Origin of the sequence: Mesorhizobium sp. B2-3-13, assembly GCF_006442195.1 — a bacterium.
In the GTDB taxonomy this organism is placed as follows: domain Bacteria; phylum Pseudomonadota; class Alphaproteobacteria; order Rhizobiales; family Rhizobiaceae; genus Mesorhizobium; species Mesorhizobium salmacidum.
Genome location: NZ_VFVQ01000006.1, coordinates 196,136 through 221,191, shown reverse-complemented (window position 1 = coordinate 221,191; position 25,056 = coordinate 196,136). Strand labels below are relative to the sequence as shown.

Here is a 25,056-nt window from a genome sequence, read left to right as displayed (position 1 = left end):
AACGCTGAACAGTCCTAGCCGGCTTCCATGCTCCGCCAGAACTGAAGGACCGTAGCGGCGATCGCTTCTGGCGCATCTTCCTGGACGAGATGCTTGGCATCAGGGACTGTCTGAAACGTCGCGCCGGGAATGCGCCGCGCCAGCTCCCGGCCGTCCTTTACCGGGATCCAATCGTCATTGTCGCCCCAGAGGATGGTGACCGGACACCGGATTTCGCCATATCGCCACTCCACCTCCTCCGTGTATTTGTCATCCATCTGTGCGACTTGCCTCCAGAATGCCTTCTGGCCCGCGTCGCCAAGCCATGGACGCAGATAGGCCTGCATCTCGTTCTTGCGTAACGGATTGTACGTCGCGCCGTTGATATAGGCGCGCAAGATCGCTTCGTGGACATAGGCGGGCAGCTCGGCAAAAACCTTCTCGTTCTGTTTGGCTGCCTGGACCAGCGGCGAGCCTTGCGGGCTGATCGCCACCGGATCGATCAGCACCAGCGAGCGAAAGTTTAACCCGTTGAGCAGATGACCGCGCAGAGCGGTCGATCCGCCGAAATCATGCGCGACCACGTCGGGCCGTTCCAGCTTCCAGTGGGCACAGAGCGCCGCGAACAATTCGTTCTGGATGGCGCGCGACACGTCGCCGTCCGGTTTGTCCGACCAGCCATAGCCAAGCATGTCGAAATAGTGGACGCGTCGCTGCTTGGCGAGCCATGGCGCGATGCGGCGCCACTCGACCGAGGAGAAGGGCGTGCCATGGAGAACGACGGCGGGCGGTCCTTCCCCCATCACGCCCCAGGCGATGGAATGTCCTTGAAAGACAAAGCGTTCGGGCGGGCGCCACTCGATCGTCATCTGCATCGATCCGGAATTACCGCCGCCTACTCTTTCTGCTTGGCACCGGCGCTCTTGCCGTCCGAGCTCTTCGAGCGTTCCTCGAAACGATCGGCGCCTTTCTTCAGCGAATGTCCGGTTTCGGCCTCGGTCTTGCGCTCGTCCCTGGCGGCCGCCTGTTTCAATCCTGTGGCTGCCTGCTTGCCTTTTGCGGTCGGTGCCTGCTCAACGCCCATGGCTTCCTCCCTGCGCTCAACAAGCGCGCGATGAGAGCCAACGCGCATAAGCGCCGACGGTTCCAGCAACTAAAGCATGTCGCCCGGAAGTGTCCTCGGTTTCGGAATAACGACATGCATAAAATCAGAAGCTTACGGCAGATCGGGCGAATCCTATTCGCCGCGACATGCTGCAACGTGTTCGAAAACTCGGCAATGAAGCGCCTTTCAGCGGGCCGTCATCGCCTTGCGGAACGCTTCCAGCGTCTCGGCGCTGACATGGTGCTCGATGCCCTCGGCGTCGATGCGCGCCGTCTCGGCGCTGACGCCGAGGGAGCGCAGGAAGGCTTCCACCGTCTGGTGGCGAATGCGGCTTTCCTCCGCGACCTTGCGGCCGGCTTCGGTCAGGAACACGCCGCGATAGGGTTTTCGCGACACCAGCCCGTCGGCGCAGAGCCGCGTCAGCATCTTGGCCACCGTCGGCTGGGCGACGCCGAGACGAGCGGCGATGTCGACTTGGCGCGCCTCATTGCCGTCCTCGATCAGGTCGGCGATCAGCTCGACATAATCCTCGACCAGCGCGCTGCGGCGCGCTTCGCGCGTCTGCCGGAACCCTTCCGAATGGATATCGGCATCGAGCAACGGCTCACGCGGAACCGGTCTGTTCTTCAGCGCCAATGCGCGCTCCTCCTCGGAAGTTTAGCCGTCGCTGCTTTTATAGCATGGGCTCTGATTCTTCAGGCCGTTTATTTGCATTCCACGAGAGGCGCAATCGGCGTCTCCGGTCGCCCGCCCTCGCAACAAGCACCGACAATGAAATATAGCCTATTGCATAATGTTGAGCCATGGCATAGCTTATGGGTATCCTCCGGAAGCCGCGGAAAGCCTTTTCATGTTAGAAGCAGACGTCACAGCCCCCCGGTCCGCATGGCGGCTCGCCAGACGGGAGGAAGACGATCAGCCCAGCCTGCGCGAGGTCAATTCCACCATCGCGGTGCCGACGTCAGGCGTCTGGTTCCGCCGGCTGTTCGCCTTCATGGGCCCGGGCTACATGGTCTCGGTCGGCTATATGGACCCGGGCAACTGGGCGACCGACCTCGCCGGCGGCGCCCAGTTCGGCTACACGCTTTTGTTCATCATCATGCTGTCCAACCTGATGGCGATCCTGCTGCAGGCGCTGGCCGCGCGGCTTGGCATCGCCACCGGCCGCGACCTCGCCCAGGCCTGCCGCGCTTACTACCCGCGCCCGGTCAATTTCGTGCTGTGGATCGCCTGCGAGCTCGCCATCATCGCCTGCGACCTCGCCGAGGTGATCGGCACCGCGATCGCGCTGCAGCTTTTGTTCGGCATCCCGCTGATCGGCGGCGCCATGCTCACCGCGCTCGACGCCTTCCTGGTGCTGCTCCTGATGAACAAGGGTTTCCGCTATCTGGAAGCATTCGTCGTCGCGCTTCTGATCATCATCTTCAGCTGCTTTGCCATCCAGATCTTCGTTGCCGCCCCGCCGGCCGGCACGATCCTGCATTCGATGTTCGTGCCGTCCTCCGACATCATCACCAACCCGGCGATGCTCTACATCGCCATCGGCATCATCGGCGCCACGGTCATGCCGCATAATCTCTATCTGCATTCCTCGATCGTGCAGACCCGCGCCTATGAACGCACCGACGCGGGCAAGCGCGATGCCATCAAATGGGCGACGATGGACTCCACCATCGCCCTGATGCTGGCGCTGTTCGTCAACGCCGCCATCCTGATCGTCGCGGCGGTCGCCTTCCACGACACCGGCCACCATCATGTCGCCGAGATCGACCAGGCCTTCCAGCTCCTGTCGCCGCTGCTTGGCTTGGGCATCGCCTCGATCCTGTTTGCCGTGGCACTGCTGGCCTCGGGCCTCAACTCGACGGTGACGGCGACGCTGGCCGGCCAGATCATCATGGAAGGTTTTCTGCGCCTGCGCATCCCCAGCTGGGCACGGCGTCTTTTGACGCGCGGCCTAGCCATCGTTCCGGTGGTGGTCGTCACCGCGCTCTATGGCGAGAAGGGCACCGGCCAGCTGCTGGTGTTCAGTCAGGTGATCCTGTCCATGCAGCTGCCCTTCGCGGTCATCCCGCTGGTGCAGTTCGTCTCCGACAAGAAGAAGATGGGCAACCTCGCCATCCCGCGCGGCGTGGCGGCATTGGCCTGGGTAGTCGCGGCCATCATCCTGGTGCTCAATTTCAAGCTGCTCTACGAGACCATGTCCGGGGTTGGCTAAGAACCTGAGTCGAAATTAAGATCCATCATAACCCGGTCTGCGCAACAGTATCGCAACGAAGGCAATTTGCATCCAGGCGAGGGCCGATTCGATTGTGCCCTCGTGCGCGCCGATATCGGCTTGCGACCGCGCCGCTTGTATAGCGCTCACGCACCATATTATATCGTTCTCGGTCGGCTTCGTTCTAAGGCATGTACTCCTACCGCTATTTGGCCAGCTGCCATGATTGAGCTTTCAGCATGGGTTTAGACCGCAAACCGCAGGTACGCCGGACAACGCCGCCGTCGGAAAGTATCATTGCGAGCTGGTACGATAACGCCAGTTCACTCGATAGCTACAGCATTGACTTGAGTGCATCGGAACAGTCGAGCATGCGCGAGTTGGCGACGCGGACACTCGTCAATCCACCCGTGTGGCAAAAGGCGTTGATCGCGCTGCGCGACGCCATTGTTACGCCCTTCGGCATCAAAGCCTCCGACACGGTCAGGACGTTCCAGGACAGCCGTGAACGGGTGGACTTCTTCCCGGTGCACTGGGAGGGCAAGGACGAAATCGTGCTCGGTACGGATGACCGACACCTGGACTTCCGTCTATCTCTGCTCCGACGCCATTCTCCAACAGGCACGTTGATCATCGCGACAACCGTTGTGCATACCCACAATGCCCTGGGCTTCACCTATCTCAACGCGATCAGGCCTTTTCATCACCTGGTGGTCAGGGCCAACCTGGCACGCTGTGCACAAACGCAAATGCAGTAGAGCTGCGGGAACCTCGAATTTCAAACGATGAAACACGGCGGGGAGCTCCCGCCCCGTGCTTCTTCTCACACAGTCCGGCCGCAGATGGTCCCGCGACAAATCGGCGATCCGCGCTATCTTCCCCTCGTCATGACCGGGATCGAAGATTTCAGGAAATTCTATGCGCGGCTGATGGCCGCAAATGCCGGATCGCCCGATCCGCGCCTGCAGACGGTCTTCGCCGAAGTGCCGCGCGAAGCCTTTCTCGGCCCCGGACCGTGGACGATCATCGCCGGCAACGGCAAGATCACGACGCCGAGCGCCGATCCGGCCCACATCTACCAGAACGTGCTGGTGGCGCTCGACGACGACAAGGGCATCAACAATGGCGAGCCATTCCTGCACGCCATGTGGATCGGAAAGCTTGCGCCGAGACCCGGCGAGGCCGTTTGTCATATCGGCGCCGGCACCGGCTACTACACTGCGGTGCTGGCCAGACTGGTTTCGCCGGGCGGCACCGTCACCGCTTTCGAGCTCGACAAGAAGCTGGCAGAGCTGGCCCGGCAAAATCTCGAAGCCTACGGCAATGCGACTGTTGTCCATGGCGATGCCGTGACCTCGCCCCTGCCACCATCCGACATCATCTATGTCAACGCCGGTGTCGTGGCCCCTCCCGCCGGATGGCTGAAGGCGTTGCGCCCCGGCGGCCGCATGATCTTCCCGTGGCGTCCGGCCGAGCGCGTTCCGTTCGCGGTGATGGTGACCCGCGGCGAAAAAGGCTTCGCCTGCCACCCGTTCATGCGCTCGTGGTTCATCCCTTGTGTCGGCGCGTCGACCGCCGACTCCGCCGCGAAGATCCCGACACGCGAAGAGGCCGCGCGCAGCCGCTCGATCTGGCTGATCGAGGATAGGCAGCCAGACAGCACCGCCACGGCAATCTTCGAGCATGTCTGGTTCTCGTCGGAAACCCCGAGCGCGCGTGATTAAGCATCGGTGGCGAACCAGATTCGCGGCCGCTGTCGGGATGGGCGCGGCTGGTCCGTCCTTGGACTGAAGTCCGGCCGCGACGGCGTGGACGAAAGCAAGGGAGAGCACAATGAGAAAGATCACCGCCGCAACCTTCGTCAGCCTCGATGGCGTCATGCAGGCACCCGGTGGACCGGAAGAAGATCCGGTCGGCGGCTTCAAATTCGGCGGCTGGACTTTCCACTACTTTGACGAGGAGGCGGGCGCGGCAATGGATGATCTATTTTCCAAACCCTTCGCCCTGCTGCTCGGCCGCAGAACCTACGACATCTTCGCCGCGTATTGGCCGTACCAGAAAGATCCGATCGCGGATGCCTTCAACCCCGCGACCAAATATGTGGCGACGCATCGGCCGGACACTCTGACCTGGCAGAACACGCAGTCGCTTGGGCCCGATATCATCGCGACTTTGCGCCGGCTCAAGCAGGAAGATGGACCTGACCTGCTCATCCAGGGATCTGGCAATCTCATTCAGACTTTGCTCGCCAACGGGCTGATCGACGAGATCCGGCTGATGACGTTCCCGCTGTTGCTGGGCAAGGGCAAGCGGCTGTTCGGCGATGCCGCGATGCCGGCCGCCTTCAGGCTTGTCAAATCGCAGGCTTCCGCCACCGGCGTCATCATGGCGACCTACGAGCGCGCGGGCGAAATCGAGGTCGGCTCCTTTGTCACGGGCAAACCCTCCGACGCCGAACTCGAACGGCGCAAGAACTGGAAGTAAATTCGACCTCTGGCATCAAGCTGGAACACCCCTCATCCGACCTCGCTTCGCGAGGCCACAAGGGGGAGAAGGTGGAGCCTGGCGCATTCGGCTCTGCCACTCTCCAACGTTGGCAATTAGCCATGACATCGATGACTCTTCCTTCTCCCCTTGTGACCAGCTAGACGCGACTCCTCAAGCCGCCTGCAATCGCCGCCCCAGCCCCTCACGGATATGCCGTGCGAACTCCTGCGCCGCCGGCCCGACGCCATGCCTCGGCAGATGCAGGTTGATGGCAAAATTCGGCAGCGGCGGCAGGCCGGCGTCGAACGGCAATATGTCGAGATCCGGAGGCACGGTGGAAGCCAGCCATGTGGTGACGGCGAGGTCCGAGCGCACCGTCGCCGTGGTCGCGTCGATGTTGCCGTTCTCGAACACGCTGCGCCATTCCAGCCCATGCTCGTTGAGTGCCGACAGCACCACCGGCCGGAAGGCGCAGGTGTCGGCGACGATCGAGACCGGCAGCGGCCGCTTGGCGCGGGCCGCCCCGCCCCTTGCCCCGACCCAGACCAGCCGGTCGATGGCCAGGCATTCGCCTGACCTCGGACCGACCCGCTCCTCGATCACCGCGAGATCGATGGTTCCCGCAGCAAGTGCTGCCGCCAGTTCCGGCGAGGAGGCGCAGACCAGCGATATCTCGACCTGCGGATAGGCCTCGGCATAGGTCTTCAGCACCGGCGCCAGCAAGGTGCCGACAAGATCGTAGGGCACGCCGAGCCGTACCTGGCCGGCCACCGCGCTCCCCATCATGTCGGTCCAGATCTCGTCATTGAGGCTGAGCAGGCGCCTTGCCTTATCGAACAGCCGCTCACCGGAATGGGTCAGGCGCAGACCGCGCCGGTCGCGTTCGAAAAGGCTGCAGCCGAGCGTTTCTTCCAGCCGCTTGACCTGCTGGCTGACGGCGCCCTGCGTCAGGTGCAGCGCGTTGGCCGCCGCCGTCATGCTCGCCTTATCGGCGACGGTGACGAAAGTGCGCACGAGGCTGGTATCGAGATTGCGGATCATTCCAGCATTATAGAGGCTAATGCTGATCATCGCAAACATTGCATTTACTGATGCGAGCCGGCGTCTACCATGGGGCTTCCGACAAAGGACGTCCCCATGCTCCAGCCTATCTTGCCGCTGATCCTGTTTGCCTTCGTGGCCACTGCCACACCAGGCATCGCGACCACCCTGTCGACGGCTTCAGGCGCGCAGTTCGGCTTTCGCCGCTCGGTCCCGTTGATGATCGGCAGTGCTGCCGGCCTCGCGACCGTGACGGGTGCGGCGGCCGCCGGGCTTGCCGGCCTGCTGCTTGCCATGCCGTCGCTGCAGCTTGCCATGAAGATCGCCGGCTCGCTCTACCTCGTCTGGCTGGCAATCAAGATCGGCCGCGCCGGGCCGCCCAATCTCGATGTGGCCATGGCCAGGCCCAACAGTTTCCTGGGCGGCGCCGGCATCCAGTGGATGAACCCGAAGGGCTGGGCGATGGGGCTGGGCGCGGCTGCCTCCTTCGCCGCGCTTGCCGACGGGCCGGGCCAACTGGCGCTGCTGCTCGGCTCGACCTTCGGCCTCACCGCCGCCATCTCGCTGTCCGTCTGGTGCGTGGCCGGCATGGTGCTGGCACGGCTGCTCAAGACCGAGTGGCAATGGCGCGCGCTCAACATCGTGCTGGCGCTGGTGCTCGCCGCCTCGATCATCCCGATGTGGCGGTCGGCGTAAGGCGCATACCCATTTCCTCTCCCCCGCGTCGCGGGGGCGAGGAACCTAAGTCTTGCAAAGTCGGCGCCAGCCTTCCCGTCCAGCCTCAAGCGGCGTAGCGAGCCGCCGGCTTGTCGGCGTGCAGGCTGCCGTAGAAGGCCTGCCGGGCGCCGAGGAACGTGTCCAGCTTTCCCGTATCTGCAAGCGCCGGCACGGTGACGGCTTCGCCCCGCGCCAGGCCGACAAGGGCGGCATCGACCATATCGTCGGCGGTCATGATGATCTCCTTCGGAAGGCTATCGATATCGCTGCCGGAAAGCTCCCAGAAATCGGTCCGGGTCGCGCCCGGCAGCACCACCTGCACCCTTACCTCGGTATCAGCGACTTCACGCTGCAGAGCTTCGGTGAAGTTGACGACATAGGCCTTGGTGCCGCTGTAGATACCGCCGAACGAGGTGTCGAAGGCCAGCACCGAGGCGATATTGACGATGGCGCCACGGTTGCGCGCCAAAAGCCCGGGCAGCACGGCGCGCGTCAGCCGGGTCAGCGCCACGACGTTGACCTTGATCATGCGCTCGGCGGCGTCGGCATCGGCGATTGCCACCACCGCCTGGCCGCCAAGGCCGGCATTGTTGACCAGCAGCGTCACGGTTTCGTCGGCCGATATCGCCTGCTCGACACGGCGCACATCGTCGTCGTCGGACAGGTCCGCTGCGATCACGCTGACGTTGCGGCTGTAGGCATGGCGCAGCTTCTCAGCGAGCTCCTGCAGCCGGTCGGCACGGCGCGCCACCAGCACCAGATCGTAGCCCTGCCCCGCCAGCCGGTCCGCATAGACTGCGCCGATACCCGATGAAGCGCCGGTGACGACCGCCGTGCCCTTGTTTGTCTGTCCACTCATAATCCTGTTCCTTCTATCTCAAATTGTTGCTTCGACCTAGCCGAGGCATCGCAGGCATTGGCCTCTCGGTTTGCCGGCAAGCCGATTGATCGATTTAGTGGTATATGCCACCTTTGTGGAAATAGGCATATGCCACTATCTTGTCAATGAGCGCATCCGGGATTATTTATCAGGCAGCAGCCGGACAGAATGTCGTCGCCGCCAAGGAACCATCATGTCGAAAGAGGCCCCGTCCGGACTGACGCTCTGCAACAACGCCATGCTGCGTCGCGCGACGCGCAAGATTGGCCAGTACTATGACGATGTGCTAGCGCCCTCGGGTCTCAAGGCCACGCAGCAGGGCCTGCTCTACCAGATCCACATCGGCAACGAGCCGGCCATGGGTGCCATAGCGGCTTCCCTGATCATGGATCTGTCGGCGCTCGGCCACACGCTGAAGCCCCTGATCCGCGACGGCTATGTCGAGACCTTCGCCGACCCGGCCGACCGCCGCATCAAGCGGGTGCGGCTGACGCCGCAAGGCCTCGTCAAGCTCGATGAGGTGATGAAACTGTGGCATGTCGCCCAGCAACGCTTCGAAGCGGTGGTGGGCAAGGATCAGGCGACAAACCTCCGCGCGGTGCTGGATGACATCAGCGCGCTGGATTTCGATATGCCGCCGGCCGCTTCTTCTAACTGAAGAGCGGCCGGCATCATTTCAATGCCAGGTCTTATTCCGCCGGCATCGCCACCGGTCTGGCAAACATCCGCCCGGCCAGAACGATGCCGAGCCCGATGATCGGGAAGACCGCCGCGATCAGGCCGAGATCGGCCGGCGCGCCGTAGCGCAGCACCGCGCCGCCGACCACCGCGCCGAGCGCCACGCCGAGATAGAGCGCCGAGGCGTTAAGCGACAGCACGATCGGGGCCGCGTCGGGTGCGAGCTTGATGATGCGGCTCGCCTGCGCCGGCGGGAAGGCCCAGCCGACGATGCCCCACGGCACCATCATGCCCATCAGCGCCGGTCCGGCGAGGTGATGCGGCAGGAAGGTCGGGATCAGCGAGAAGGTGACGAGCATGGCCGCGCTCAGCGCCAGTGACCAACCGACAGTGCGCGTCGCGCCGAAACGATCGGCTGCCTGGCCCCCGGCAATATTGCCGATGACGGCGCCGACACCAAAGGCGAGCAGCATGCCCGGCAGCGCGATCGGCGACAGCCCGGCGCCTTCAATGGCCAGCGGCGCGATGAAGCTGAACACGGTGAAGGCACCAACGAGGGCAAGCACCGTCGTCACCAGGATCGGCATCACGCCGGGACGCATGGCCGCCGCCAGCCGGCGCTTCAGCGGCAGCCTGGTGCCGATGATGCCGCGCGGCAGCCGGTACCACAGGATGGCGCCGGCGAGCGCGCCCAGGCCGGCAATGGCATAGAAAGTGCCGCGCCAGCCGGCGATGGCCGCGACCAGCGCGCCAAGCGGCGCACCGATAGCGACCGCAACCGTGGTGCCGCCGACGACGACGGCAATGGCGCGGGCCCGGTGATGATCATCGACCAGCGCCACCGCCGTGCCTTGCGCGGTCGCCGCGAACAGACCCGACGACAGCGCCATGATGATGCGTGCGACGAGCAGCACTTCGAAGGATGAGCTCAGGGCGGCAACGACGTTGCCGATGACGAAGAACACCAGCGTCCACAGGATGACGCGGCGCCGGTCCCATTCACCAGTCAGCGTTGCCAGGATCGGCGTGCCGATCGCATAGGCAAGCGCGAAGGCGGTGATCAGCGAACCGGCGAGCGGCACCGAGATGCCGGCATCCCTGGCGATATCGGGCAGGAGGCTGGAGATGACGAAGCCTTCGGTCGAGATCGCAAACGATCCAAGCGCAAGCCAGAAGATTCTCTTGTCCATGGGAAAGCGTCCTTAGTTCAAAAGTTATTGAACAATTGGACATAAAGGGGCATCATGTCAATGAGCCACGGCAAAATAGCAGAACCATGCTGACAGCACTGTGTCAGGACGGTCATGAAGTGGAGAAACCGTGTGTATGGGCTGAGCAGGATCGACGCGTTGAAATCGGCCCGAACTGCGCTTAGGTTCCAGCCATGAGCTTGCCCCACCCCAATACGGACCAGATCAGCCTGCCCATCGTGCTCGGCGTGCTTGGCGACCCGACGCGGCTCGCCATCGTGCGTTATCTCGCCAGCAAGGAAGGCGTGCCGCTGAACTGCAGCCGCTTTCTCGACCTCGCCTCCAAGACCAACCTCAGCTACCACCTCGCCAAACTGCGCGAGGCTGGAGTCACCCGCACCGAAGTGGTCGGCACAAACCGCATGATCACGCTCCGCCGCGCCGACCTCGACGCCCGTTTCCCCGGCCTGCTCGACAGCGTCATCGCGGCGGCCGCCGACGACGCCGCCCTGCCGGCGGTCGGCGGTCATGATTTGGAAGTGCCGGCCTGAAGCTTTTCCTTTCCCTCGCGAAGCGGGTGAGGGAACCAAGTCCTGCCGCCCACCCACGGAAGCTCCTCATGCGCATCGCCGTTCTCGCCGACATCCACGGCAACGTTCTCGCCCTCGAGGCCGTGCTCGACGATCTCAGGCATCGCGGCGGCGCTGACCTCACCGTCAATCTCGGCGACAGCGTTTCGGGTCCGCTCTGGCCGCGCGAAACGATGGAACGGCTGGAAGCGCTCAAGCTGCCGACTGTGCGTGGCAACCATGACCGCCGCGTCGCCGCCGATCCGGCCGACGAGACCATGTGGGCGTCCGACGTCTATGCGCAGCAGCGATTGACGCCAGCGCAGCGCGATGCACTGTTCGCCCAGCCGTTGATCCTTGAGATCGCACCTGGCGTCATCGCCTTCCATGCCCGCCCCGATCACGACGAGAAATACCTGCTCGACGCGATCGTCGATGGCCAGTTGGTGCGCGCGCCGCTGGCGGCAATCCGGCGCCGGCTGAAGGCGCTCGACCCGGCCTGCCGCATCGCGCTCTGCGGCCACAGCCACCGGGCCGAGTTGATCCGCATCCCGAATGGCCCAGTCATCTTCAACCCGGGCAGCATCGGCTGCCCCGCCTATGACGACGACACGCCGCCGGCGCATGTCTCCGAACAGGGCTCGCCGCATGCGCGCTATGGCATCGTCACCTTGGGCGGCGCCGGTCAGCAGGACCGCTTCGAGATGATCGCGGTGGACTACGACCACGAGGCGGCGGCACGGCAGGCCGAACAGGCGGGACGCCCGGAATGGGCGCACGGCCTGCGCACCGGCTTCATGCCGGAAGCGGCGCGGCCGTAATCCTTGAACCGCACCACGCGGCGCCATGGTTTGCCATCATGATTGGGCTGAATTTTCCGGCTTACATGCCGGCGCGCCGTCCCTTATAAAACCGGCCGGACATGCGGCGAGACCGCCGCGGCATGGTGATTTGAGTACGGCGCACGGCCAAATGATGAGGCGCACAGTTACGCTCCGAAAAAGTTTGCATGCGCTGATTGCCGCTCCGCTGCTGATGGCGGCGTGGCCGTCTGTTGTCCCGGCGCATGCCGAAGAGGCGCCGTTCATCTCCGTCGTCACCGGGCTCGCCCCCGACGACCTGCTCAATATCCGCGCCAAACCGTCGGCGATCGGCAAGACCGAGGCCCGCCTGGCTGCCGGTGCGAGTGTGAGAAACCTCGGCTGCAACGACATTGACGGCCATCCCTGGTGCAAGATCGAGTCCGACAACCCCAAAGCCACCGGCTGGGCCCCCGCCCGCTATCTCGTGCCCCTCAATCCGGCGACGGTGCCCGACCAGGCGGCGGACGCCATGGCCGCCGAAGCCGACGCGACGCCCGACCTGACCGCACGTCTGGGTGGCGCGAGCCAGCCGGCCAGTCCCGAACCCATGCCAAAATCCGCGGCGGAGATCGCCATGCAGGATGCCTATGGCCTGGCGCTGGCGGCGAATGGAACCCTGCAAATTCCCTGCGCCCGCTACGTTGGACAGCCCATGGCGCCCTGCGCGGCGAGCGTGACGCGCAAGGGCACTGATAAGGCCGACGTGACCGTGACCTGGCCCGATGGCGGCAGCCGCGTCATCTCCTTCGATGCCGGCCTGCCGGCAAGCTCGGACGCCGGCAGCAACTTCCGCTTCACCAGGGAAGGCAACCTCAACATGATCCGCATCGGCGTGGCGGAGCGGTTTGAGATCACGGATACTGTGGTGCTGGGGGATTAGGACGCTGGCGCGAGGGAATGAGGCGCTTGTTTGCTTGGCGCTGTGAACCCTTCATTTTCGGGGTTACATCGGGCAAAACTCTTCCCTATAAGGCCCTCCTAGCCTGATACCAGAATCGCGAGCACAACCGGCCGGGTCTTCCCGTCCCGGTTTTTTGTGCAAGCCCGCTGCCGAACGGAATTCACAGACATGCCAAGACGCACCGACATCAAGTCGATCCTGATCATCGGGGCCGGCCCCATCGTCATCGGCCAGGCCTGCGAGTTCGACTATTCCGGCACCCAGGCCTGCAAGGCGCTGAAGGAAGAGGGTTTTCGCGTCATCCTGGTCAATTCCAACCCGGCCACCATCATGACCGACCCGGAACTGGCCGATGCCACCTATATCGAACCGATCACGCCCGAAGTCGTCGCCAAGATCATCGCCAAGGAGCGGCCCGATGCGCTGCTGCCGACCATGGGCGGCCAGACCGCGCTCAACACCGCCCTGTCGCTGCGCCGCATGGGCGTGCTCGAGCGTTACAATGTCGAGATGATCGGCGCCGACGCGCATGCCATTGACAAGGCCGAGGACCGCGCGCTGTTTCGCGAGGCGATGAAGACGATCGGGCTCGAAACGCCGAAGTCGATGCTGGCCAACGCCACCGACGTCAAGAACGCCGACCGCAAGACGCATGAGGCCGAGCGCGCCGCGCTGAAGGCCGAGAAGCCGGACAATCTCGACGCCGAACTCGACGCGCTGGAAACCCGCTGGAACCTCGGCGAAGGCGACCGCAAGCAGCGCTACATCAGCCATGGCATGGCGATCGCGGCACAAGCGCTCGACCATGTCGGCCTGCCCGCCATCATCCGCCCCTCCTTCACCATGGGCGGCACCGGCGGCGGCATCGCCTATAACAGGGCCGAATTCTACGACATCGTCCAGTCCGGCCTCGACGCCTCGCCGACCACCGAAGTGCTGATCGAGGAAAGCGTGCTCGGCTGGAAGGAGTATGAGATGGAGGTCGTCCGCGACAAGGCGGACAACTGCATCATCGTCTGCTCGATCGAGAACATCGACCCGATGGGCGTGCATACGGGCGATAGCATCACCGTCGCCCCTGCCCTCACCCTCACAGACAAAGAATACCAAATGATGCGCAACGCCTCGATCGCGGTGCTGCGCGAGATCGGCGTCGAGACCGGCGGCTCCAACGTGCAGTTCGCCGTCAACCCCGCCGATGGCCGCCTCGTCGTCATCGAGATGAACCCGCGCGTCTCGCGCTCATCCGCGCTCGCCTCCAAGGCGACCGGCTTCCCGATCGCCAAGATCGCCGCCAAACTCGCCGTCGGCTACACGCTGGACGAGCTGGAGAACGACATCACCGGCGGCGCCACGCCCGCCTCATTCGAGCCAAGCATCGATTATGTCGTGACGAAGATCCCGCGCTTTGCGTTTGAAAAGTTCCCCGGCGCCGAGCCGGTGCTGACCACCGCCATGAAGTCGGTCGGCGAAGTCATGGCCATCGGCCGCACTTTTCAGGAATCGCTGCAGAAGGCACTGCGCGGTCTGGAGACCGGTCTCACCGGCCTCGACGAGATCGAGATTCCCGGCCTTGGCCATGCCCTAGGTAACAACCCGGACGACCGCAACGCCATCCGCGCCGCCTTGGGCACCCCGACGCCGGACCGGCTGCGCATGGTGGCGCAGGCAATCCGCATGGGCACGTCGCTCGAAGACGTGCACGCCATGTGCAAGATCGACCCATGGTTCCTCGAACAGATCGCCGGCATCCTCGCCATGGAAGCCCGCATCCGCGAGCACGGTATTCCGCAGGACGCCGTCAACCTGCGCATGCTCAAGGCCATGGGCTTCTCCGATGCCCGCCTCGCGTCGCTGACGAAGACCGACGCCGAAGTCGTTCAGAAGATTCGTGAAAAGCTCGACGTTCATCCAGTTTATAAGCGCATCGATACCTGCGCCGCCGAGTTCGCCTCGCCCACCGCCTACATGTATTCGACCTATGAAGTGCCCTTCGCCGGTGCGCTCGCCAACGAGGCGCAGGTGTCGGCGCGGAAAAAGGTCGTCATCCTCGGCGGCGGGCCGAACCGCATCGGCCAGGGCATCGAGTTCGACTATTGCTGCTGCCACGCGGCGTTCGCGCTGCGCGATGCCGGCTATGAAGCGATCATGATCAACTGCAATCCCGAGACCGTGTCGACCGACTACGACACGTCGGACCGGCTCTATTTCGAGCCGCTTACGGCGGAGGACGTGCTGGAGATCCTGCGCGCCGAGCAGGCCTCGGGCGAGCTGGTCGGCGTCATCGTCCAGTTCGGCGGCCAGACGCCGCTGAAGCTGGCGGACGCGCTGGAGAAGGCCGGAATACCGATCCTCGGCACCTCGCCCGATATGATCGATCTCGCCGAAGACCGCGACCGCTTCCAGAAGCTGCTGCACAAGCTCAACCTCAGCCAGCCGAAGAACGGCATCGCCTATTCGGTCGAGCAGGCCCGCCTCGTCGCCGGCGAACTCGGTTTCCCCTTGGTGGTGCGCCCCTCCTATGTGCTCGGCGGCCGCGCCATGCAGATCATCCATGACGAGGGCATGCTGCAGAATTATCTGCTCGACACCGTGCCCGGCCTGGTGCCGGAGGACATCAAGCAGAAATACCCCAACGACAAGACCGGCCAGATCAACACGCTGCTGGGCAAGAACCCGCTGCTGTTTGACACCTATCTCAGTGGCGCGATCGAGGTCGATGTCGACTGCCTCTGCGATCGCCACGCGACCTTCGTCTCCGGCATTCTTGAACACATCGAGGAAGCCGGCATCCATTCGGGCGACAGCGCCTGCTCGCTGCCGGTGCACTCGCTGCCCTCGGAATTGGTCGACGAGCTGGAGCGCCAGACGGCGGCCCTTGCCCGCGCGCTCAATGTCGGCGGCCTGATGAACGTGCAATACGCGATCAAGGACGGCACGGTCTATGTGCTGGAGGTCAACCCGCGGGCGTCGCGCACCGTGCCCTTCGTCGCCAAGACCATCGGGCGCCCGATCGCGAAAATCGCCGCCCGCATCATGGCCGGCGAGACGCTGGAAGACGCCTTCTCACATTACGGCGCCATGCCCGACCCTAGGAATCCCGGCCACATCGCGGTCAAGGAAGCCGTCTTCCCCTTCGCCCGCTTCCCCGGCGTCGACATATTGCTCGGCCCGGAAATGCGCTCGACCGGCGAGGTCATGGGCCTCGACCGCGATTTCGCCCTGGCCTTCGCCAAGAGCCAGCTCGGCGCCGGCGTCGACCTGCCCCGCTCAGGCACGCTGTTCGTCTCGGTGCGCGACGAGGACAAGAAAGGCATCCTGCCGGCCGTCAAGCGCCTCGCCGGCCTCGGCTTCAAGGTGTTGGCCACCTCGGGCACGCAGCGCTTCCTCGCCGAAAACGGCGTGGTGGCCGAGAAAATAAACAAGGTCCTGGAAGGCCGCCCCCACATCGAAGACGCCATCCGCAACCGCCAGGTCCAGATCGTCTTCAACACCACGGATGGCCAGAAGGCCGTGTCGGACTCGAAGTCGCTGCGCAGGGCAACGCTGATGCAGAAGGTGCCGTATTACACGACGCTGTCGGGGGCTGCTGCGGTGGCCGAGGCGATTGCCGCGCTGAAGGCGGGGAGCCTCGAGGTCAGGCCGCTGCAGGAGTACTTCAGCACCTGACATTTTCTCATCGGATGGGATATGAGTTATGACTCAAACTTCAAGAAGTGTGTTTTCAGCATGACCTTTACTCCGTTCGATCCGCTTGAATTCAAGAATACTAAAATAAACGACGCAGCACTGAATGCGCTGAAAAGGGAAATCAGTAATATCTTAAGCTCATATGTTGGCTGGTACGACCCGTTTTGCGAATTGATCCAGAATGCACTTGATGCTGTTGAAGCAAGAGTAACACTTGAGAGTTCCGCAGGCACAGCCTCGACGTATGTACCGAAAATTAGAATAATTGTCGATCTTGACGAAAACGCTCTTACTGTGACCGACAATGGAATAGGCCTAGACAAAGAAAAATTTGAGCAATTTCTTGCGCCAAATTTTTCGTTCAAATCCGGTTCAACTAGAGGCCACAAGGGCGTCGGCGCTACATACGTGGCCTATGGCTTTAACTTCATGAGAGTCTCCACCAAAGTGCCTGGGTTTCAGGCCTCAGGTAGGATCATTGGTGCGAAGACCTGGCTGAAAGGGAACGCGACTGGTGGAAACCCGAAAGTCGAGCCTGACAGTTCGTCCTTCACAGATCCTGCTTATGCGGACATTGACCGTGGCGTCTCGATAACCGTTCGATTTGACGACGACACACATCCTAGACGTCTCGATTGGATTAGAGCCAACACGGCAGTCAAATGGCGACAGATTCTTTCTGTAAAGACAGGTTTAGGGTCCATATTCGAAAGTAAAGAAACAGAGATTTTGATTTCTGTTGTATCAAATAAAAAAACAACAACGGAAGAATACAAAGGAACATCATACCTTTGGCTGCACCGGCACGCCTCAAAGACATCCTCAATACGGGAATTGCAGGCCGCCGCAGACACAATATATGCCAAATTTGGAGCAGGAAGAAAATTACCTGATAAATACTCCAACCTTGATTTTATTTACGATACCTGGAAACATGACGAAATAGAAAAAATGGTTGGGACAGCTCTTGACGATGAAGAGAGAGCTGTCTTATTGAAACATAAGCCGATTGTCAGCGTAGAGTTTGGCTATACGGCAAAGCTTTGGAACCAGTTCAACGATAATCTCGGCCTTCGTAATGGATATAAGGTGTTAACTAGCGGAATTCAGCTAGCAGCAAATAATATGCCTCAGGGAGAGACCATTCTAATTCCTTTAAATAGGAATATAGGCCGACAAAATCAGCTTCATTTTCTCATCCACTTCGACGACTATTCTCCTGACTTGGGCCGAAAAGGCTTCCATCGAGAGCTCAACGATTTTGCAAAAACTGTAGCTAGAGCAATAACCGAGAATCACCTCTCCAAGCTGAGGCAACACCTTAAGGCGAATACGGGCGTTGCACCTGATTTGGCCCGCGAGCTGGCTATTGGCGAATGGAAGAAGGACATGCTCCAACACGAACAAGGCAAACCCCTCCAACTTACCAGCAAGCACTTCTTCCTGCCCACGGAACGTGTTTCGATCACCTCCGCGCCAACTCGCGAGCAGGATGTCATAGCGCTTTTTCATCAACTGATCGCCGGAGGCGTCGTTCGTGGCATAAGGGTGATGTCAACCAACGAACGCTTTACATACGATGGACTCTACAAAGTGGCGTTCGACCTAGATTCGGCTCTGTACATATATGACCCAGAGAAGAATCCGCTCGGAGTTCCGGCGGACACAGCCTCTGCCTTGGCAGGTAAAATCACAGATCCAAGAGTTCTAGAATATAAGTTTTCTCTTGATGGCCTAATTGAAGACTTCGATAGCCACGACAAAAACATCAAAGATGTAGACCTTTGCATCGTTTGGGATACCGGCGACCTATATAAAGAGAGATATGGCATTTCATCCCTGCTTGTCCCTGAGAACGCTGATCAACGCCAGTATCATGGAGTTACCCACATCCTGTCAGACCTGGAGTCGGGGGCAAAACATTGCGAGCTGATCGTTCTAAAGGAACTTGTTGATCACCTGAACGCGCCAGAAGCGTCCATTACAACACAACGAAGCAAGTACGAGTAGATAGGCTCACTGAAGCAGCGTTGACGTTCCATTTGGTCAAGCATCCTGTCGCCGTAACAACATCTCCTCCCATTCAGGAAACCTAGGATTCACCCCACCGCCACGCACTCAATCTCAATATCAAACTCCATCGGCCACGACGCCACCGGCACAAAACTCCGCGCCGGCGGGTTCACGCTGAAATACCGCGCATAGACCCGGTTAATCGCGTTGTAGAAGCCGGAATTGACGGCGTAGATACGCACCATCACCACGTTTTCCAGCGAGGTGCCGGCCGCTTCCAGGCAGTGTTTCAGCGCCTTCAGCGACGCGTCTGTCTGGACCTCGATGTCGCCGCGCACCATCTCGCCGGTCACCATGTCCACCGGCGGCGTCGCCGAGATGAACACGAAGCCGTTTGCCCTCACCGCCGTCGAACAGGGCAGGCCCAGCGCCCGCACCTTGTCCGACATGACGGGCACTTCGATGATTTCTTTTTTCATGGATGTCCTCCCTGGGTTGGCAAGGCCGGCGCCAGGCCCCCTCACCCAGCCTCCGCTTCGCTCGGCTTCCGGGCGAGCCGCTTGTCTCGCCCGTCCTTCGGACCCCCGAGGGGAGAGGAGGTTACGAGCGCCAGCGCCAATCTCTTCTCCCTGCGGGGAGAAGGTGGACGCGAAGCGGCCGGATGAGGGGGCTGGCGCCGACTCCCGCGGTCATAGGCAGCTTATCCCGGCACGGGCGGAACGCCAGCGCCGACGCATGGTCCAGACCTCACCCCTGTCCCGGATAGGGCGTGCCGTCCTTGTGCAGGAAGCGCCCGTCCGAACTCGGGCTCATCATGTCGATGTCGGAGCAAGTGATCACATCATCGCGATTGCGCGAGCCGACTTCCAGGTAACGCGCGGTGACCGACGCGCGGTTGATCATGTGGTGACCGTTGCCGCTGTTCTTGGCGAAGGCAGCACTATCGCCGGCCTTGAGCAGCGTCTCGTCGCCATCCTCGACCAGCACCAGTTCGCCCTCCAGCACATGGACGAGCTCGTCCTCGTGGCTGTGCCAGTGACGCTGGCTCGACCAGCCGCCGGGCGGCAATGTCACCAGGTTGACGCCGAAATCGGTAAGCCCGCCGGCATCGCCAAGGCGGCGGCGCGTGCGGTCGGCGCAAGGGGCGTCGAAGGGCGCGGGGTAGCCCGAGCCCTTGCGCACGGGAACGGATGCGAGGTCGATCTTGGGCATGGGGTGCTCCCGGGTGATGTGCGCAGTCTAGCGCATGGCGGGTGGAGGCACAGGGCCACCTTGCGGGGTGGGGGTTTGCCAGGGGCAGAGCGCCTGACACTCCAACTTCGTCATCCTAGGGCGAAGCAGCCGCGGAGCGGCGTCGCGGAGACCCTAGGATCCATGCCGCTACATCAATCGGGGACGCAGCGGAACAGAATTACGAACCGTAGCGACGCTTTGAAGTCCCGGCATGGATCCTCGGGTCTGCGCCGCGTCGCTGCGCTCCTTGCTCCGCCCGTGGATGACGAAATGAAGGAGGTCTCCACCAGCCAGAAGGATGGCCTGCCCTTGACCGAACAGCTCGCCCAGCCCCTAATGCGCCGCGCCGAGCTCCTTCACGTGCTTCTCATGCTCCTTCAGCGTCGGCAGCGTCTTCTTGGCGAATTCCTTCAGCGCGGGGTCGTCGCCGGATTTCGCATAGGTGCTGAACAGGGCGACCGCCTGCTTGTGGGCCTCGGTCTGCATCATGACGTATTTCTGGTCGAATTCCTTGCCGCTGGCGCCTTTCAGCTGGTCCAGCATCTGCTGGTCCTTGGGCTGCAGCGCGGGTCCGGCGGGTTTGACCGAGGCAGTGGTCTGCCCCTTGCTCAGCGCCTGCTTGAAGTCCTCGCCGGCCTTGGTGTGGTCCTTGATCATCTGGCCGGCGAAGGCCTTGACGTCCGCCGAGGCGGATTTCTGTTCGGCGAGCTGGCTCGACTGGATCTCGAATTCATTGGCACTGGGCACGGTGCCGACAAAGGTCGGGGTGTCGACCTTGCTGTCGGGCAACATGGGCGCGACCGCGTTCGAACTGGTGCCGTTCGTCTGGGCAAGCGCGACGGGCGCGACGGCGGTCAGCGCGACGGCGGCCATGGTCAGGAACATTTTCATCTGGGATCTCCGATCGGAATGGTTCCCTCGGGGTTCCAACGCCGCAGGCGAGACGAAGTTGCGCCAGGCCCCTCAGTGGCAGCACGCCTCGCCATATTGCAGCTGCTCGTTCCAGTTCGGCCGGCCCTCCGGCGTGAAATCCATCAGGTTCCACAGGATCTCGCAGGTGCCGATGGCCCGCGGGTCCTGGCCGGGCTCCGTAGGCGCGAAGCCGAGTTCGGACGACCAGAAATGCCTGATGCCGTCACCGTCGCGGTGGAACACCGACAGCAGCGGGATCTGCGCACCGTCGGCATCCTCGGCGTTGTAGTCGCGCTTGAAGCTGTTGTTGGCCGACGACACCAGCCGCATGTTGCGCCAGCCGCGATCGCGGCCGAGCGTGACGAGGTTTTCGAGCGCCGTCTTGGCCACGACGGCGAAGTTGAAGCCGGCGGCTTCGAGATGGCCGACCGCGCCGTCGAACTGGTCGAGCAGCGCGGTGCAGGACGGGCATGGCTGGTCGGGCCGGGCGAGCTTCGCCGTGCCGCCGCTGGTTGCCACGTCGCGCGTCTCCTGCGGATGGCGCGGGAACATCATCTGGTAGAGGATCAGCGTGTCCTTGCCGGGCGCGAACAACTCCGAGAGTTTTATCTTCGCGGTCTTGCCTGACATATCCAGCCCATCGAACACATAGTCCTGCGGCACCAGCCCGCCCGGCGGCAGCGCCCGGCGCGCCTCGGCCACGGCTTCCATGGCGCGGCGCAGCTCGATTTCCTTCTTCAGCAGCTTTTCGCGCGCGGTGCGGTATTTGGCGGATTCGTTGGGAAAGGTGATCATGATCGGCTCCTTCAAGTCGTCGCGCCGGCGTCCCGGCAGGGTGCTCTACGACCCAAGGACGTTTCGCCGTAACCGGGTCCGACATTTTTACGCGCCCGCAACTGCCTCACCCCTTCACTCCGCCGGCGGTCAGGCCGGAGACGATCTTGCGCTGGAAGATCAGCACCAGCACCACCAGCGGCACGGTGACGATCACCGAGGCCGCCATGATGTTGCCCCAGGGGATTTCGAACTGCGAATTGCCGGAGAGCAGCGCGATCGCCACCGGCACGGTCCGCCGCGCATCGTTGGAGGTGAAGGTCAGGGCAAACAGGAACTCGTTCCACGCGCCGATGAAGGCCAGCAGCCCGGTTGTCGCCAGCGCCGGCCACATCAGCGGCAGGAAGATGCGCGTGATGATGATCCATGGCGTCGCGCCATCGAGGATCGCCGCCTCCTCGACCTCGACCGGCAGGTCGCGGACGAAGGCGGTGAGCACCCAGACGGTGAACGGCAGGGTGAATATCATGTAGGAGAAGATCAGCGCGAAGAGCGAATTATAGAGGCCGAACATCCGCACCAGCTCGAACAGCCCGGCCAGCACCGCCACCTGTGGGAACATCGAGACCGACAGGATGGCGAACAGCAACGCCGAGCGGCCTCGAAAACGGATACGCGCCAGCGCGTAGGCGGCGGTGACGCCAAGGAACAGCGAGAGCGCCACGACCGCGCCCGAGACGATCAGCGAATTGAGGAGGTTGTGCACGAAGGCGCCTTCGGCCAGCACATTGCGATAATTGCCGAGGCTGGGCGCCTTCGGCCACAGATCGGCCTGGAACAGCGCGGTCCCCGATTTCAGGCTGGTGACGATGGCATAATAAAACGGGAACACCGCGATGAGAACGATTGCCCCGATCAGCAGATAGAAGGCCGCGCGCTTCAGGAGCCACATCTCAGCGGCCTCCATCCAGGCTTATCCGGCCGATGCGGATGGTGAGGATAGTGAGCAAAGCAAGGATGAGGAAGAGCAGGGTCGAGGCGGCCGAGCCATAGGCGAACTTGTCGAATTCGAACAGGTTCTCGCGGGCGAACACCGACATCGACTTGGTATGCGCATTGTTAGGCGTCAGCACATAGATCAGGTCGAAGATGCGCAGCGCATCGAGCGCCCGGAAGATCACCGCCACCATCACCGCCGGGCGGATCAGCGGCAAGGTCACGCGCCAGAAGATCTGCCATGGATTGGCGCCGTCGAGCCTGGCGACCTCGATGATCTCGCGCGGCAGCATCTGCAGCGCGGCCAGGATCAGCAGCGCCATGAAAGGCGTCGTCTTCCAGATGTCGACGATCAGCACCGCGGCCATTGCCGTGTCGGCGCTGGCGGTCCAGGCGATCTTGTGGTCGATCAGGCCGAGATTGATCAGCACGACATTGATGATGCCGAACTGGTCGTTCAGCATCCACTGCCACATCTTCGCCGAGACGATGGTCGGGATCGCCCAGGGGATGAGGATCGCCGCCCTGACGATGCCGCGCCCTGGGAATTCGGCGTTGAGCACCAGGGCGACGACCATGCCGAGGATCGTCTCGCAGGTCACCGAAATCACCGCGAACCGCACGGTATTCCACACGGCGCCCCACCAGACCGGATCGAGAAGCAGCCCGTCGTAAATGACCCGCCCGCTCGGCATGCGCAGCACCGAGACATAATTGGCCAAGCCGACCCATTGGCGGGCATCGAGATCGGACAGCGAGGCATCGGTGAAGCTGAAATAGACCGTGCGCGCCAGCGGCCAGCCGGCGGCGGCGGCGAGCACCACGAGCATCGGCGCCAGGAACAGCCATGCCGAGCGCACGCGCCGGCGCATCAGGCTCGAACCAGAGCGCGCATCGGCCGGGTGCGCGCTCACCAGGCCTTGCCTTTCAATCGGGTCAGTGTCGCCTCGAGATCGGCCAGGTTGTCGGCGGCGCTGCCTTCGCCGGACAAGGTCTTGTGCACGGCGTTCCAGAACTGGCTCGACGCTTCGTTGTACTTGTTCCGGGTCACCGCCGAGGGCCGCGGCCCGGCATTGAGGAAGACCCCTTTCCAATGTGGAATGATCGGCTGTTGCCTGGCGATGTCGGCATCGTCATAGAGCGCCTGGATGGTCGGCAGGTTGGCGGTCTTGAGCGTGCGGTATTTCTGCATTGCCGGCGAGGCGATGAACTTGACCAGTTCGATCGCCGCGTCCGGGTGCCTGGAATATTTCGAGACCGCAAGGTTCCAGCCGCCGAGCGTCGCCGCCGGCCGGGCGCCCTCGCCCGTGCCGGCCGGCAGCGGCGCGACGTCGAACTTGCCCTTGATCGGCGACCCCTGGCTGTTGCCCAGCGCATAGGCATAGGGCCAGTTGCGCATGAAGACCGCATTGCCGGTCTGCCACACGCCGCGCGATTCCTCTTCCTGGTAGGCGAGCACGCCGGGCGGCGCGATGGTGCCGATCCAGGCCTTGGCCATGTCGAGCGCGGCCGCCGCCCGGGCGTTGTTGATGGAGATGGCGCCATCCGGCTCGACGATATGGCCGCCGCCGTTCGACACCACCCATTCGAACGCGTCGCAGGTCAGCCCCTCGTAGGCGTTGCCCTGGAAGACGAAGCCCCAGATATCCCTGTTGCCCGAGGCGCGCTCCTTGTCCATCACCAGCCTGGCGGTGTCGCCCAGCTCCTTCCAGGTGGCCGGCACCTTGGCGCCGTATTTGTCGAGCAGATCCTTGCGGTAGTAGAGCGCCGGCGCATCGGTGAAGATCGGCAGCGCGACCAGCCTGCCGTCGACGGTCTGCGACTGGATGATCGAGGGGAAATGCTTGGCCACGACATCCCTGGTCGCCTCGGTCAGGTCGACAAACTGGCTGGCGAGCTGCGGCGCCCAGATGACGTCGGTCTGGTAGACGTCGACGTCGCTGTTGCCCGCGGCGAGCCACAGCCTGTACTGGCCGAACTGGTCGGTCCCGGACGACGGCATGGCGACGATAGTGACCTGGTTGCCGCTTTCTTTCTCATAGCGGTCGAGGATCTCGCGCAGCACCTTGATGCCGTTGCCGGTGTCGCCCGACACGATCGACAGCTCGACCGCGCGCGCCGAACCTACCGCGAGAACGGCAGCGACGCTCAACGCCAGCAATGCGTGGAAAACCTTCATCGGTGGATCTCCCTTGGCAGCCGGCGGCGCACAGCACCAGCAGCCGGTCAGACCCCACCGTTCATTGAATGCGGAGCAGCGCTTTGGGTTCCCGAACAGGCCATCCTCGGTCGCGATGACGGCACCGATCAGCGTCGCTGGTCAGCCTTCCCAGGCGACGGGCCCCATGCCCAGCCGCTCGTAGAGCCGCACGGCGGCGGCGTTCTCGAGCGTATTGGTCTTGAGGTCGACATGGGCGGCACCGCGGTGGCGAAAAATGGCGAAGGCGTGCCACATCAGCGCCTCGCCGACCCCTTTGCCGCGCGCCTCGGGATGAACGGCCAAGTCCTTGACGAACGCCGAGGTCCAGCACAGTGCAGCAGCCGCCAGCCGGCCCTTGGCATCGATGACGAGGAAACACAACGCCGGGTCGAATTCGGGGTCTTCGGAAATGCGCGGCCACCATTCGTCGAAGGGGCCGTCGGTGCCATCGTCGAACACTTCGCCCAGCAACGCATGCAGGGGCAGAGCGTCGCCGCGCTCGAACGAGCGCATGACGAAGCCGTCCGGCCAATGCGGTGGAACGAGTGTCTCGTCGAGGATCTTGCGCAGCCGGATGTCGTTTGGAGCCGGCGGGCGCGGTTCGGGCATCGCG

25 protein-coding genes are annotated in these 25,056 nt (G+C 62.9%); 11 read left to right on the top strand and 14 right to left on the bottom strand.

The annotated features are described in order from the left end of the window. Positions 1 to 14 precede the first annotated feature (14 nt). The 3 genes from FJ941_RS09845 to mntR form a co-directional block, all read right to left on the bottom strand. Complete coding sequence (locus tag FJ941_RS09845) at positions 15 to 848, bottom strand: alpha/beta hydrolase (RefSeq protein ID WP_140505113.1); 834 nt, start codon at positions 846 to 848, stop codon at positions 15 to 17. Between the two features lie 26 nt (positions 849 to 874). Continuing rightward, positions 875 to 1,063 (bottom strand): hypothetical protein, encoded by a 189-nt coding sequence (locus FJ941_RS09840; RefSeq protein ID WP_140505111.1) that lies wholly within the window; start codon positions 1,061 to 1,063, stop codon positions 875 to 877. Between the two features lie 207 nt (positions 1,064 to 1,270). Continuing rightward, positions 1,271 to 1,720 carry a manganese-binding transcriptional regulator MntR gene (mntR, locus tag FJ941_RS09835; RefSeq protein ID WP_027145749.1) on the bottom strand — a complete coding sequence of 150 codons (450 nt, stop codon included), beginning with the start codon at positions 1,718 to 1,720 and terminating at the stop codon, positions 1,271 to 1,273. Between the two features lie 214 nt (positions 1,721 to 1,934). Between mntR and FJ941_RS09830 the strand changes: the two genes are divergently transcribed. The 4 genes from FJ941_RS09830 to FJ941_RS09815 all read left to right on the top strand — a co-directional run bounded on the left by FJ941_RS09830 (position 1,935) and on the right by FJ941_RS09815 (position 5,783). After that, positions 1,935 to 3,299 (top strand): Nramp family divalent metal transporter, encoded by a 1,365-nt coding sequence (locus FJ941_RS09830; RefSeq protein WP_140505109.1) that lies wholly within the window; start codon positions 1,935 to 1,937, stop codon positions 3,297 to 3,299. Positions 3,300 to 3,538: 239 nt separating this feature from the next. After that, positions 3,539 to 4,057, top strand: coding sequence for a DUF2867 domain-containing protein (locus FJ941_RS09825; RefSeq protein ID WP_140505107.1), 519 nt, complete (start codon positions 3,539 to 3,541; stop codon positions 4,055 to 4,057). 129 nt (positions 4,058 to 4,186) lie between these two features. Continuing rightward, entirely contained in the window at positions 4,187 to 5,023 is an 837-nt protein-coding gene (locus FJ941_RS09820; protein WP_181169753.1) for a protein-L-isoaspartate O-methyltransferase, read from the top strand. Positions 5,024 to 5,132: 109 nt separating this feature from the next. Further along, positions 5,133 to 5,783: a dihydrofolate reductase family protein gene (locus FJ941_RS09815; RefSeq protein WP_140505103.1), complete on the top strand. Its 651-nt coding sequence runs from the start codon at positions 5,133 to 5,135 to the stop codon at positions 5,781 to 5,783. A gap of 174 nt (positions 5,784 to 5,957) precedes the next feature. On the opposite strand, the gene FJ941_RS09810 is transcribed toward FJ941_RS09815, so the two are convergent. Continuing rightward, positions 5,958 to 6,866: a LysR substrate-binding domain-containing protein gene (locus tag FJ941_RS09810; protein ID WP_181169752.1), complete on the bottom strand. Its 909-nt coding sequence runs from the start codon at positions 6,864 to 6,866 to the stop codon at positions 5,958 to 5,960. Positions 6,867 to 6,923: 57 nt separating this feature from the next. Here FJ941_RS09810 and FJ941_RS09805 point away from each other — a divergent pair, with 57 nt between their 5' ends. Beyond that, positions 6,924 to 7,523: a LysE family translocator gene (locus FJ941_RS09805; protein WP_140505101.1), complete on the top strand. Its 600-nt coding sequence runs from the start codon at positions 6,924 to 6,926 to the stop codon at positions 7,521 to 7,523. Positions 7,524 to 7,608: 85 nt separating this feature from the next. Here FJ941_RS09805 and FJ941_RS09800 read toward each other — a convergent pair whose 3' ends face one another. After that, positions 7,609 to 8,403: an SDR family oxidoreductase gene (locus tag FJ941_RS09800; RefSeq protein ID WP_140505099.1), complete on the bottom strand. Its 795-nt coding sequence runs from the start codon at positions 8,401 to 8,403 to the stop codon at positions 7,609 to 7,611. Positions 8,404 to 8,617: 214 nt separating this feature from the next. Here FJ941_RS09800 and FJ941_RS09795 point away from each other — a divergent pair, with 214 nt between their 5' ends. Further along, positions 8,618 to 9,082: a MarR family winged helix-turn-helix transcriptional regulator gene (locus FJ941_RS09795; RefSeq protein WP_140505097.1), complete on the top strand. Its 465-nt coding sequence runs from the start codon at positions 8,618 to 8,620 to the stop codon at positions 9,080 to 9,082. A gap of 31 nt (positions 9,083 to 9,113) precedes the next feature. On the opposite strand, the gene FJ941_RS09790 is transcribed toward FJ941_RS09795, so the two are convergent. Further along, positions 9,114 to 10,292 (bottom strand): MFS transporter, encoded by a 1,179-nt coding sequence (locus FJ941_RS09790; RefSeq protein WP_140505095.1) that lies wholly within the window; start codon positions 10,290 to 10,292, stop codon positions 9,114 to 9,116. A gap of 194 nt (positions 10,293 to 10,486) precedes the next feature. Here FJ941_RS09790 and FJ941_RS09785 point away from each other — a divergent pair, with 194 nt between their 5' ends. The 5 genes from FJ941_RS09785 (at position 10,487) to FJ941_RS09765 (ending at position 18,325) form a co-directional block, all read left to right on the top strand. Beyond that, the gene (locus FJ941_RS09785; RefSeq protein WP_140505093.1) at positions 10,487 to 10,843 is read left to right on the top strand and encodes a helix-turn-helix transcriptional regulator; all 357 of its coding nucleotides are present in this window, start codon (positions 10,487 to 10,489) and stop codon (positions 10,841 to 10,843) included. A gap of 68 nt (positions 10,844 to 10,911) precedes the next feature. After that, positions 10,912 to 11,682 carry a metallophosphoesterase family protein gene (locus tag FJ941_RS09780; RefSeq protein WP_140505091.1) on the top strand — a complete coding sequence of 257 codons (771 nt, stop codon included), beginning with the start codon at positions 10,912 to 10,914 and terminating at the stop codon, positions 11,680 to 11,682. 151 nt (positions 11,683 to 11,833) lie between these two features. After that, positions 11,834 to 12,604: an SH3 domain-containing protein gene (locus tag FJ941_RS09775; RefSeq protein ID WP_140505195.1), complete on the top strand. Its 771-nt coding sequence runs from the start codon at positions 11,834 to 11,836 to the stop codon at positions 12,602 to 12,604. A gap of 189 nt (positions 12,605 to 12,793) precedes the next feature. After that, a complete protein-coding gene (gene carB, locus FJ941_RS09770; RefSeq protein ID WP_140505089.1) occupies positions 12,794 to 16,294 on the top strand; it encodes a carbamoyl-phosphate synthase large subunit in 3,501 nt (1,166 codons plus the stop codon). A gap of 21 nt (positions 16,295 to 16,315) precedes the next feature. After that, complete coding sequence (locus FJ941_RS09765) at positions 16,316 to 18,325, top strand: ATP-binding protein (RefSeq protein ID WP_140505087.1); 2,010 nt, start codon at positions 16,316 to 16,318, stop codon at positions 18,323 to 18,325. An 89-nt stretch (positions 18,326 to 18,414) separates the two neighbouring features. Here the strand turns inward: FJ941_RS09765 and FJ941_RS09760 are convergent, their stop codons facing one another. The 8 genes from FJ941_RS09760 to FJ941_RS09725 form a co-directional block, all read right to left on the bottom strand. Next, complete coding sequence (locus FJ941_RS09760) at positions 18,415 to 18,807, bottom strand: RidA family protein (RefSeq protein WP_140505085.1); 393 nt, start codon at positions 18,805 to 18,807, stop codon at positions 18,415 to 18,417. Positions 18,808 to 19,075: 268 nt separating this feature from the next. Continuing rightward, a complete protein-coding gene (locus FJ941_RS09755) occupies positions 19,076 to 19,540 on the bottom strand; it encodes a cupin domain-containing protein (RefSeq protein WP_140505083.1) in 465 nt (154 codons plus the stop codon). A gap of 354 nt (positions 19,541 to 19,894) precedes the next feature. Then, a complete protein-coding gene (locus tag FJ941_RS09750) occupies positions 19,895 to 20,452 on the bottom strand; it encodes a DUF4142 domain-containing protein (protein ID WP_140505081.1) in 558 nt (185 codons plus the stop codon). Between the two features lie 72 nt (positions 20,453 to 20,524). Beyond that, a complete protein-coding gene (locus tag FJ941_RS09745) occupies positions 20,525 to 21,268 on the bottom strand; it encodes a DUF899 family protein (protein ID WP_140505079.1) in 744 nt (247 codons plus the stop codon). Positions 21,269 to 21,374: 106 nt separating this feature from the next. Then, entirely contained in the window at positions 21,375 to 22,199 is an 825-nt protein-coding gene (locus tag FJ941_RS09740; RefSeq protein WP_140505077.1) for a carbohydrate ABC transporter permease, read from the bottom strand. Position 22,200: 1 nt separating this feature from the next. Further along, complete coding sequence (locus FJ941_RS09735; protein ID WP_140505194.1) at positions 22,201 to 23,115, bottom strand: sugar ABC transporter permease; 915 nt, start codon at positions 23,113 to 23,115, stop codon at positions 22,201 to 22,203. A 38-nt stretch (positions 23,116 to 23,153) separates the two neighbouring features. Further along, positions 23,154 to 24,422 (bottom strand): ABC transporter substrate-binding protein, encoded by a 1,269-nt coding sequence (locus tag FJ941_RS09730; RefSeq protein WP_140505075.1) that lies wholly within the window; start codon positions 24,420 to 24,422, stop codon positions 23,154 to 23,156. Positions 24,423 to 24,563: 141 nt separating this feature from the next. Then, positions 24,564 to 25,052 (bottom strand): GNAT family N-acetyltransferase, encoded by a 489-nt coding sequence (locus FJ941_RS09725; protein ID WP_140505073.1) that lies wholly within the window; start codon positions 25,050 to 25,052, stop codon positions 24,564 to 24,566. Positions 25,053 to 25,056: the final 4 nt, after the last annotated feature.

What these genes read in the sequence shown, in the direction of transcription:
- FJ941_RS09845 (WP_140505113.1), bottom strand. Translation starts at nt 848, where the DNA reads ATGACGATCGAGTGGCGCCCGCCCGAACGCTTTGTCTTTCAAGGACAT.
- FJ941_RS09840 (WP_140505111.1), bottom strand. Translation starts at nt 1,063, where the DNA reads ATGGGCGTTGAGCAGGCACCGACCGCAAAAGGCAAGCAGGCAGCCACA.
- FJ941_RS09830 (WP_140505109.1), top strand. Translation starts at nt 1,935, where the DNA reads ATGTTAGAAGCAGACGTCACAGCCCCCCGGTCCGCATGGCGGCTCGCC.
- FJ941_RS09825 (WP_140505107.1), top strand. Translation starts at nt 3,539, where the DNA reads ATGGGTTTAGACCGCAAACCGCAGGTACGCCGGACAACGCCGCCGTCG.
- FJ941_RS09820 (WP_181169753.1), top strand. Translation starts at nt 4,187, where the DNA reads ATGACCGGGATCGAAGATTTCAGGAAATTCTATGCGCGGCTGATGGCC.
- FJ941_RS09815 (WP_140505103.1), top strand. Translation starts at nt 5,133, where the DNA reads ATGAGAAAGATCACCGCCGCAACCTTCGTCAGCCTCGATGGCGTCATG.
- FJ941_RS09810 (WP_181169752.1), bottom strand. Translation starts at nt 6,866, where the DNA reads ATGTTTGCGATGATCAGCATTAGCCTCTATAATGCTGGAATGATCCGC.
- FJ941_RS09805 (WP_140505101.1), top strand. Translation starts at nt 6,924, where the DNA reads ATGCTCCAGCCTATCTTGCCGCTGATCCTGTTTGCCTTCGTGGCCACT.
- FJ941_RS09800 (WP_140505099.1), bottom strand. Translation starts at nt 8,403, where the DNA reads ATGAGTGGACAGACAAACAAGGGCACGGCGGTCGTCACCGGCGCTTCA.
- FJ941_RS09795 (WP_140505097.1), top strand. Translation starts at nt 8,618, where the DNA reads ATGTCGAAAGAGGCCCCGTCCGGACTGACGCTCTGCAACAACGCCATG.
- FJ941_RS09790 (WP_140505095.1), bottom strand. Translation starts at nt 10,292, where the DNA reads ATGGACAAGAGAATCTTCTGGCTTGCGCTTGGATCGTTTGCGATCTCG.
- FJ941_RS09785 (WP_140505093.1), top strand. Translation starts at nt 10,487, where the DNA reads ATGAGCTTGCCCCACCCCAATACGGACCAGATCAGCCTGCCCATCGTG.
- FJ941_RS09780 (WP_140505091.1), top strand. Translation starts at nt 10,912, where the DNA reads ATGCGCATCGCCGTTCTCGCCGACATCCACGGCAACGTTCTCGCCCTC.
- FJ941_RS09775 (WP_140505195.1), top strand. Translation starts at nt 11,834, where the DNA reads ATGATGAGGCGCACAGTTACGCTCCGAAAAAGTTTGCATGCGCTGATT.
- carB (WP_140505089.1), top strand. Translation starts at nt 12,794, where the DNA reads ATGCCAAGACGCACCGACATCAAGTCGATCCTGATCATCGGGGCCGGC.
- FJ941_RS09765 (WP_140505087.1), top strand. Translation starts at nt 16,316, where the DNA reads ATGAGTTATGACTCAAACTTCAAGAAGTGTGTTTTCAGCATGACCTTT.
- FJ941_RS09760 (WP_140505085.1), bottom strand. Translation starts at nt 18,807, where the DNA reads ATGAAAAAAGAAATCATCGAAGTGCCCGTCATGTCGGACAAGGTGCGG.
- FJ941_RS09755 (WP_140505083.1), bottom strand. Translation starts at nt 19,540, where the DNA reads ATGCCCAAGATCGACCTCGCATCCGTTCCCGTGCGCAAGGGCTCGGGC.
- FJ941_RS09750 (WP_140505081.1), bottom strand. Translation starts at nt 20,452, where the DNA reads ATGAAAATGTTCCTGACCATGGCCGCCGTCGCGCTGACCGCCGTCGCG.
- FJ941_RS09745 (WP_140505079.1), bottom strand. Translation starts at nt 21,268, where the DNA reads ATGATCACCTTTCCCAACGAATCCGCCAAATACCGCACCGCGCGCGAA.
- FJ941_RS09740 (WP_140505077.1), bottom strand. Translation starts at nt 22,199, where the DNA reads ATGTGGCTCCTGAAGCGCGCGGCCTTCTATCTGCTGATCGGGGCAATC.
- FJ941_RS09735 (WP_140505194.1), bottom strand. Translation starts at nt 23,115, where the DNA reads ATGCGCCGGCGCGTGCGCTCGGCATGGCTGTTCCTGGCGCCGATGCTC.
- FJ941_RS09730 (WP_140505075.1), bottom strand. Translation starts at nt 24,422, where the DNA reads ATGAAGGTTTTCCACGCATTGCTGGCGTTGAGCGTCGCTGCCGTTCTC.
- FJ941_RS09725 (WP_140505073.1), bottom strand. Translation starts at nt 25,052, where the DNA reads ATGCCCGAACCGCGCCCGCCGGCTCCAAACGACATCCGGCTGCGCAAG.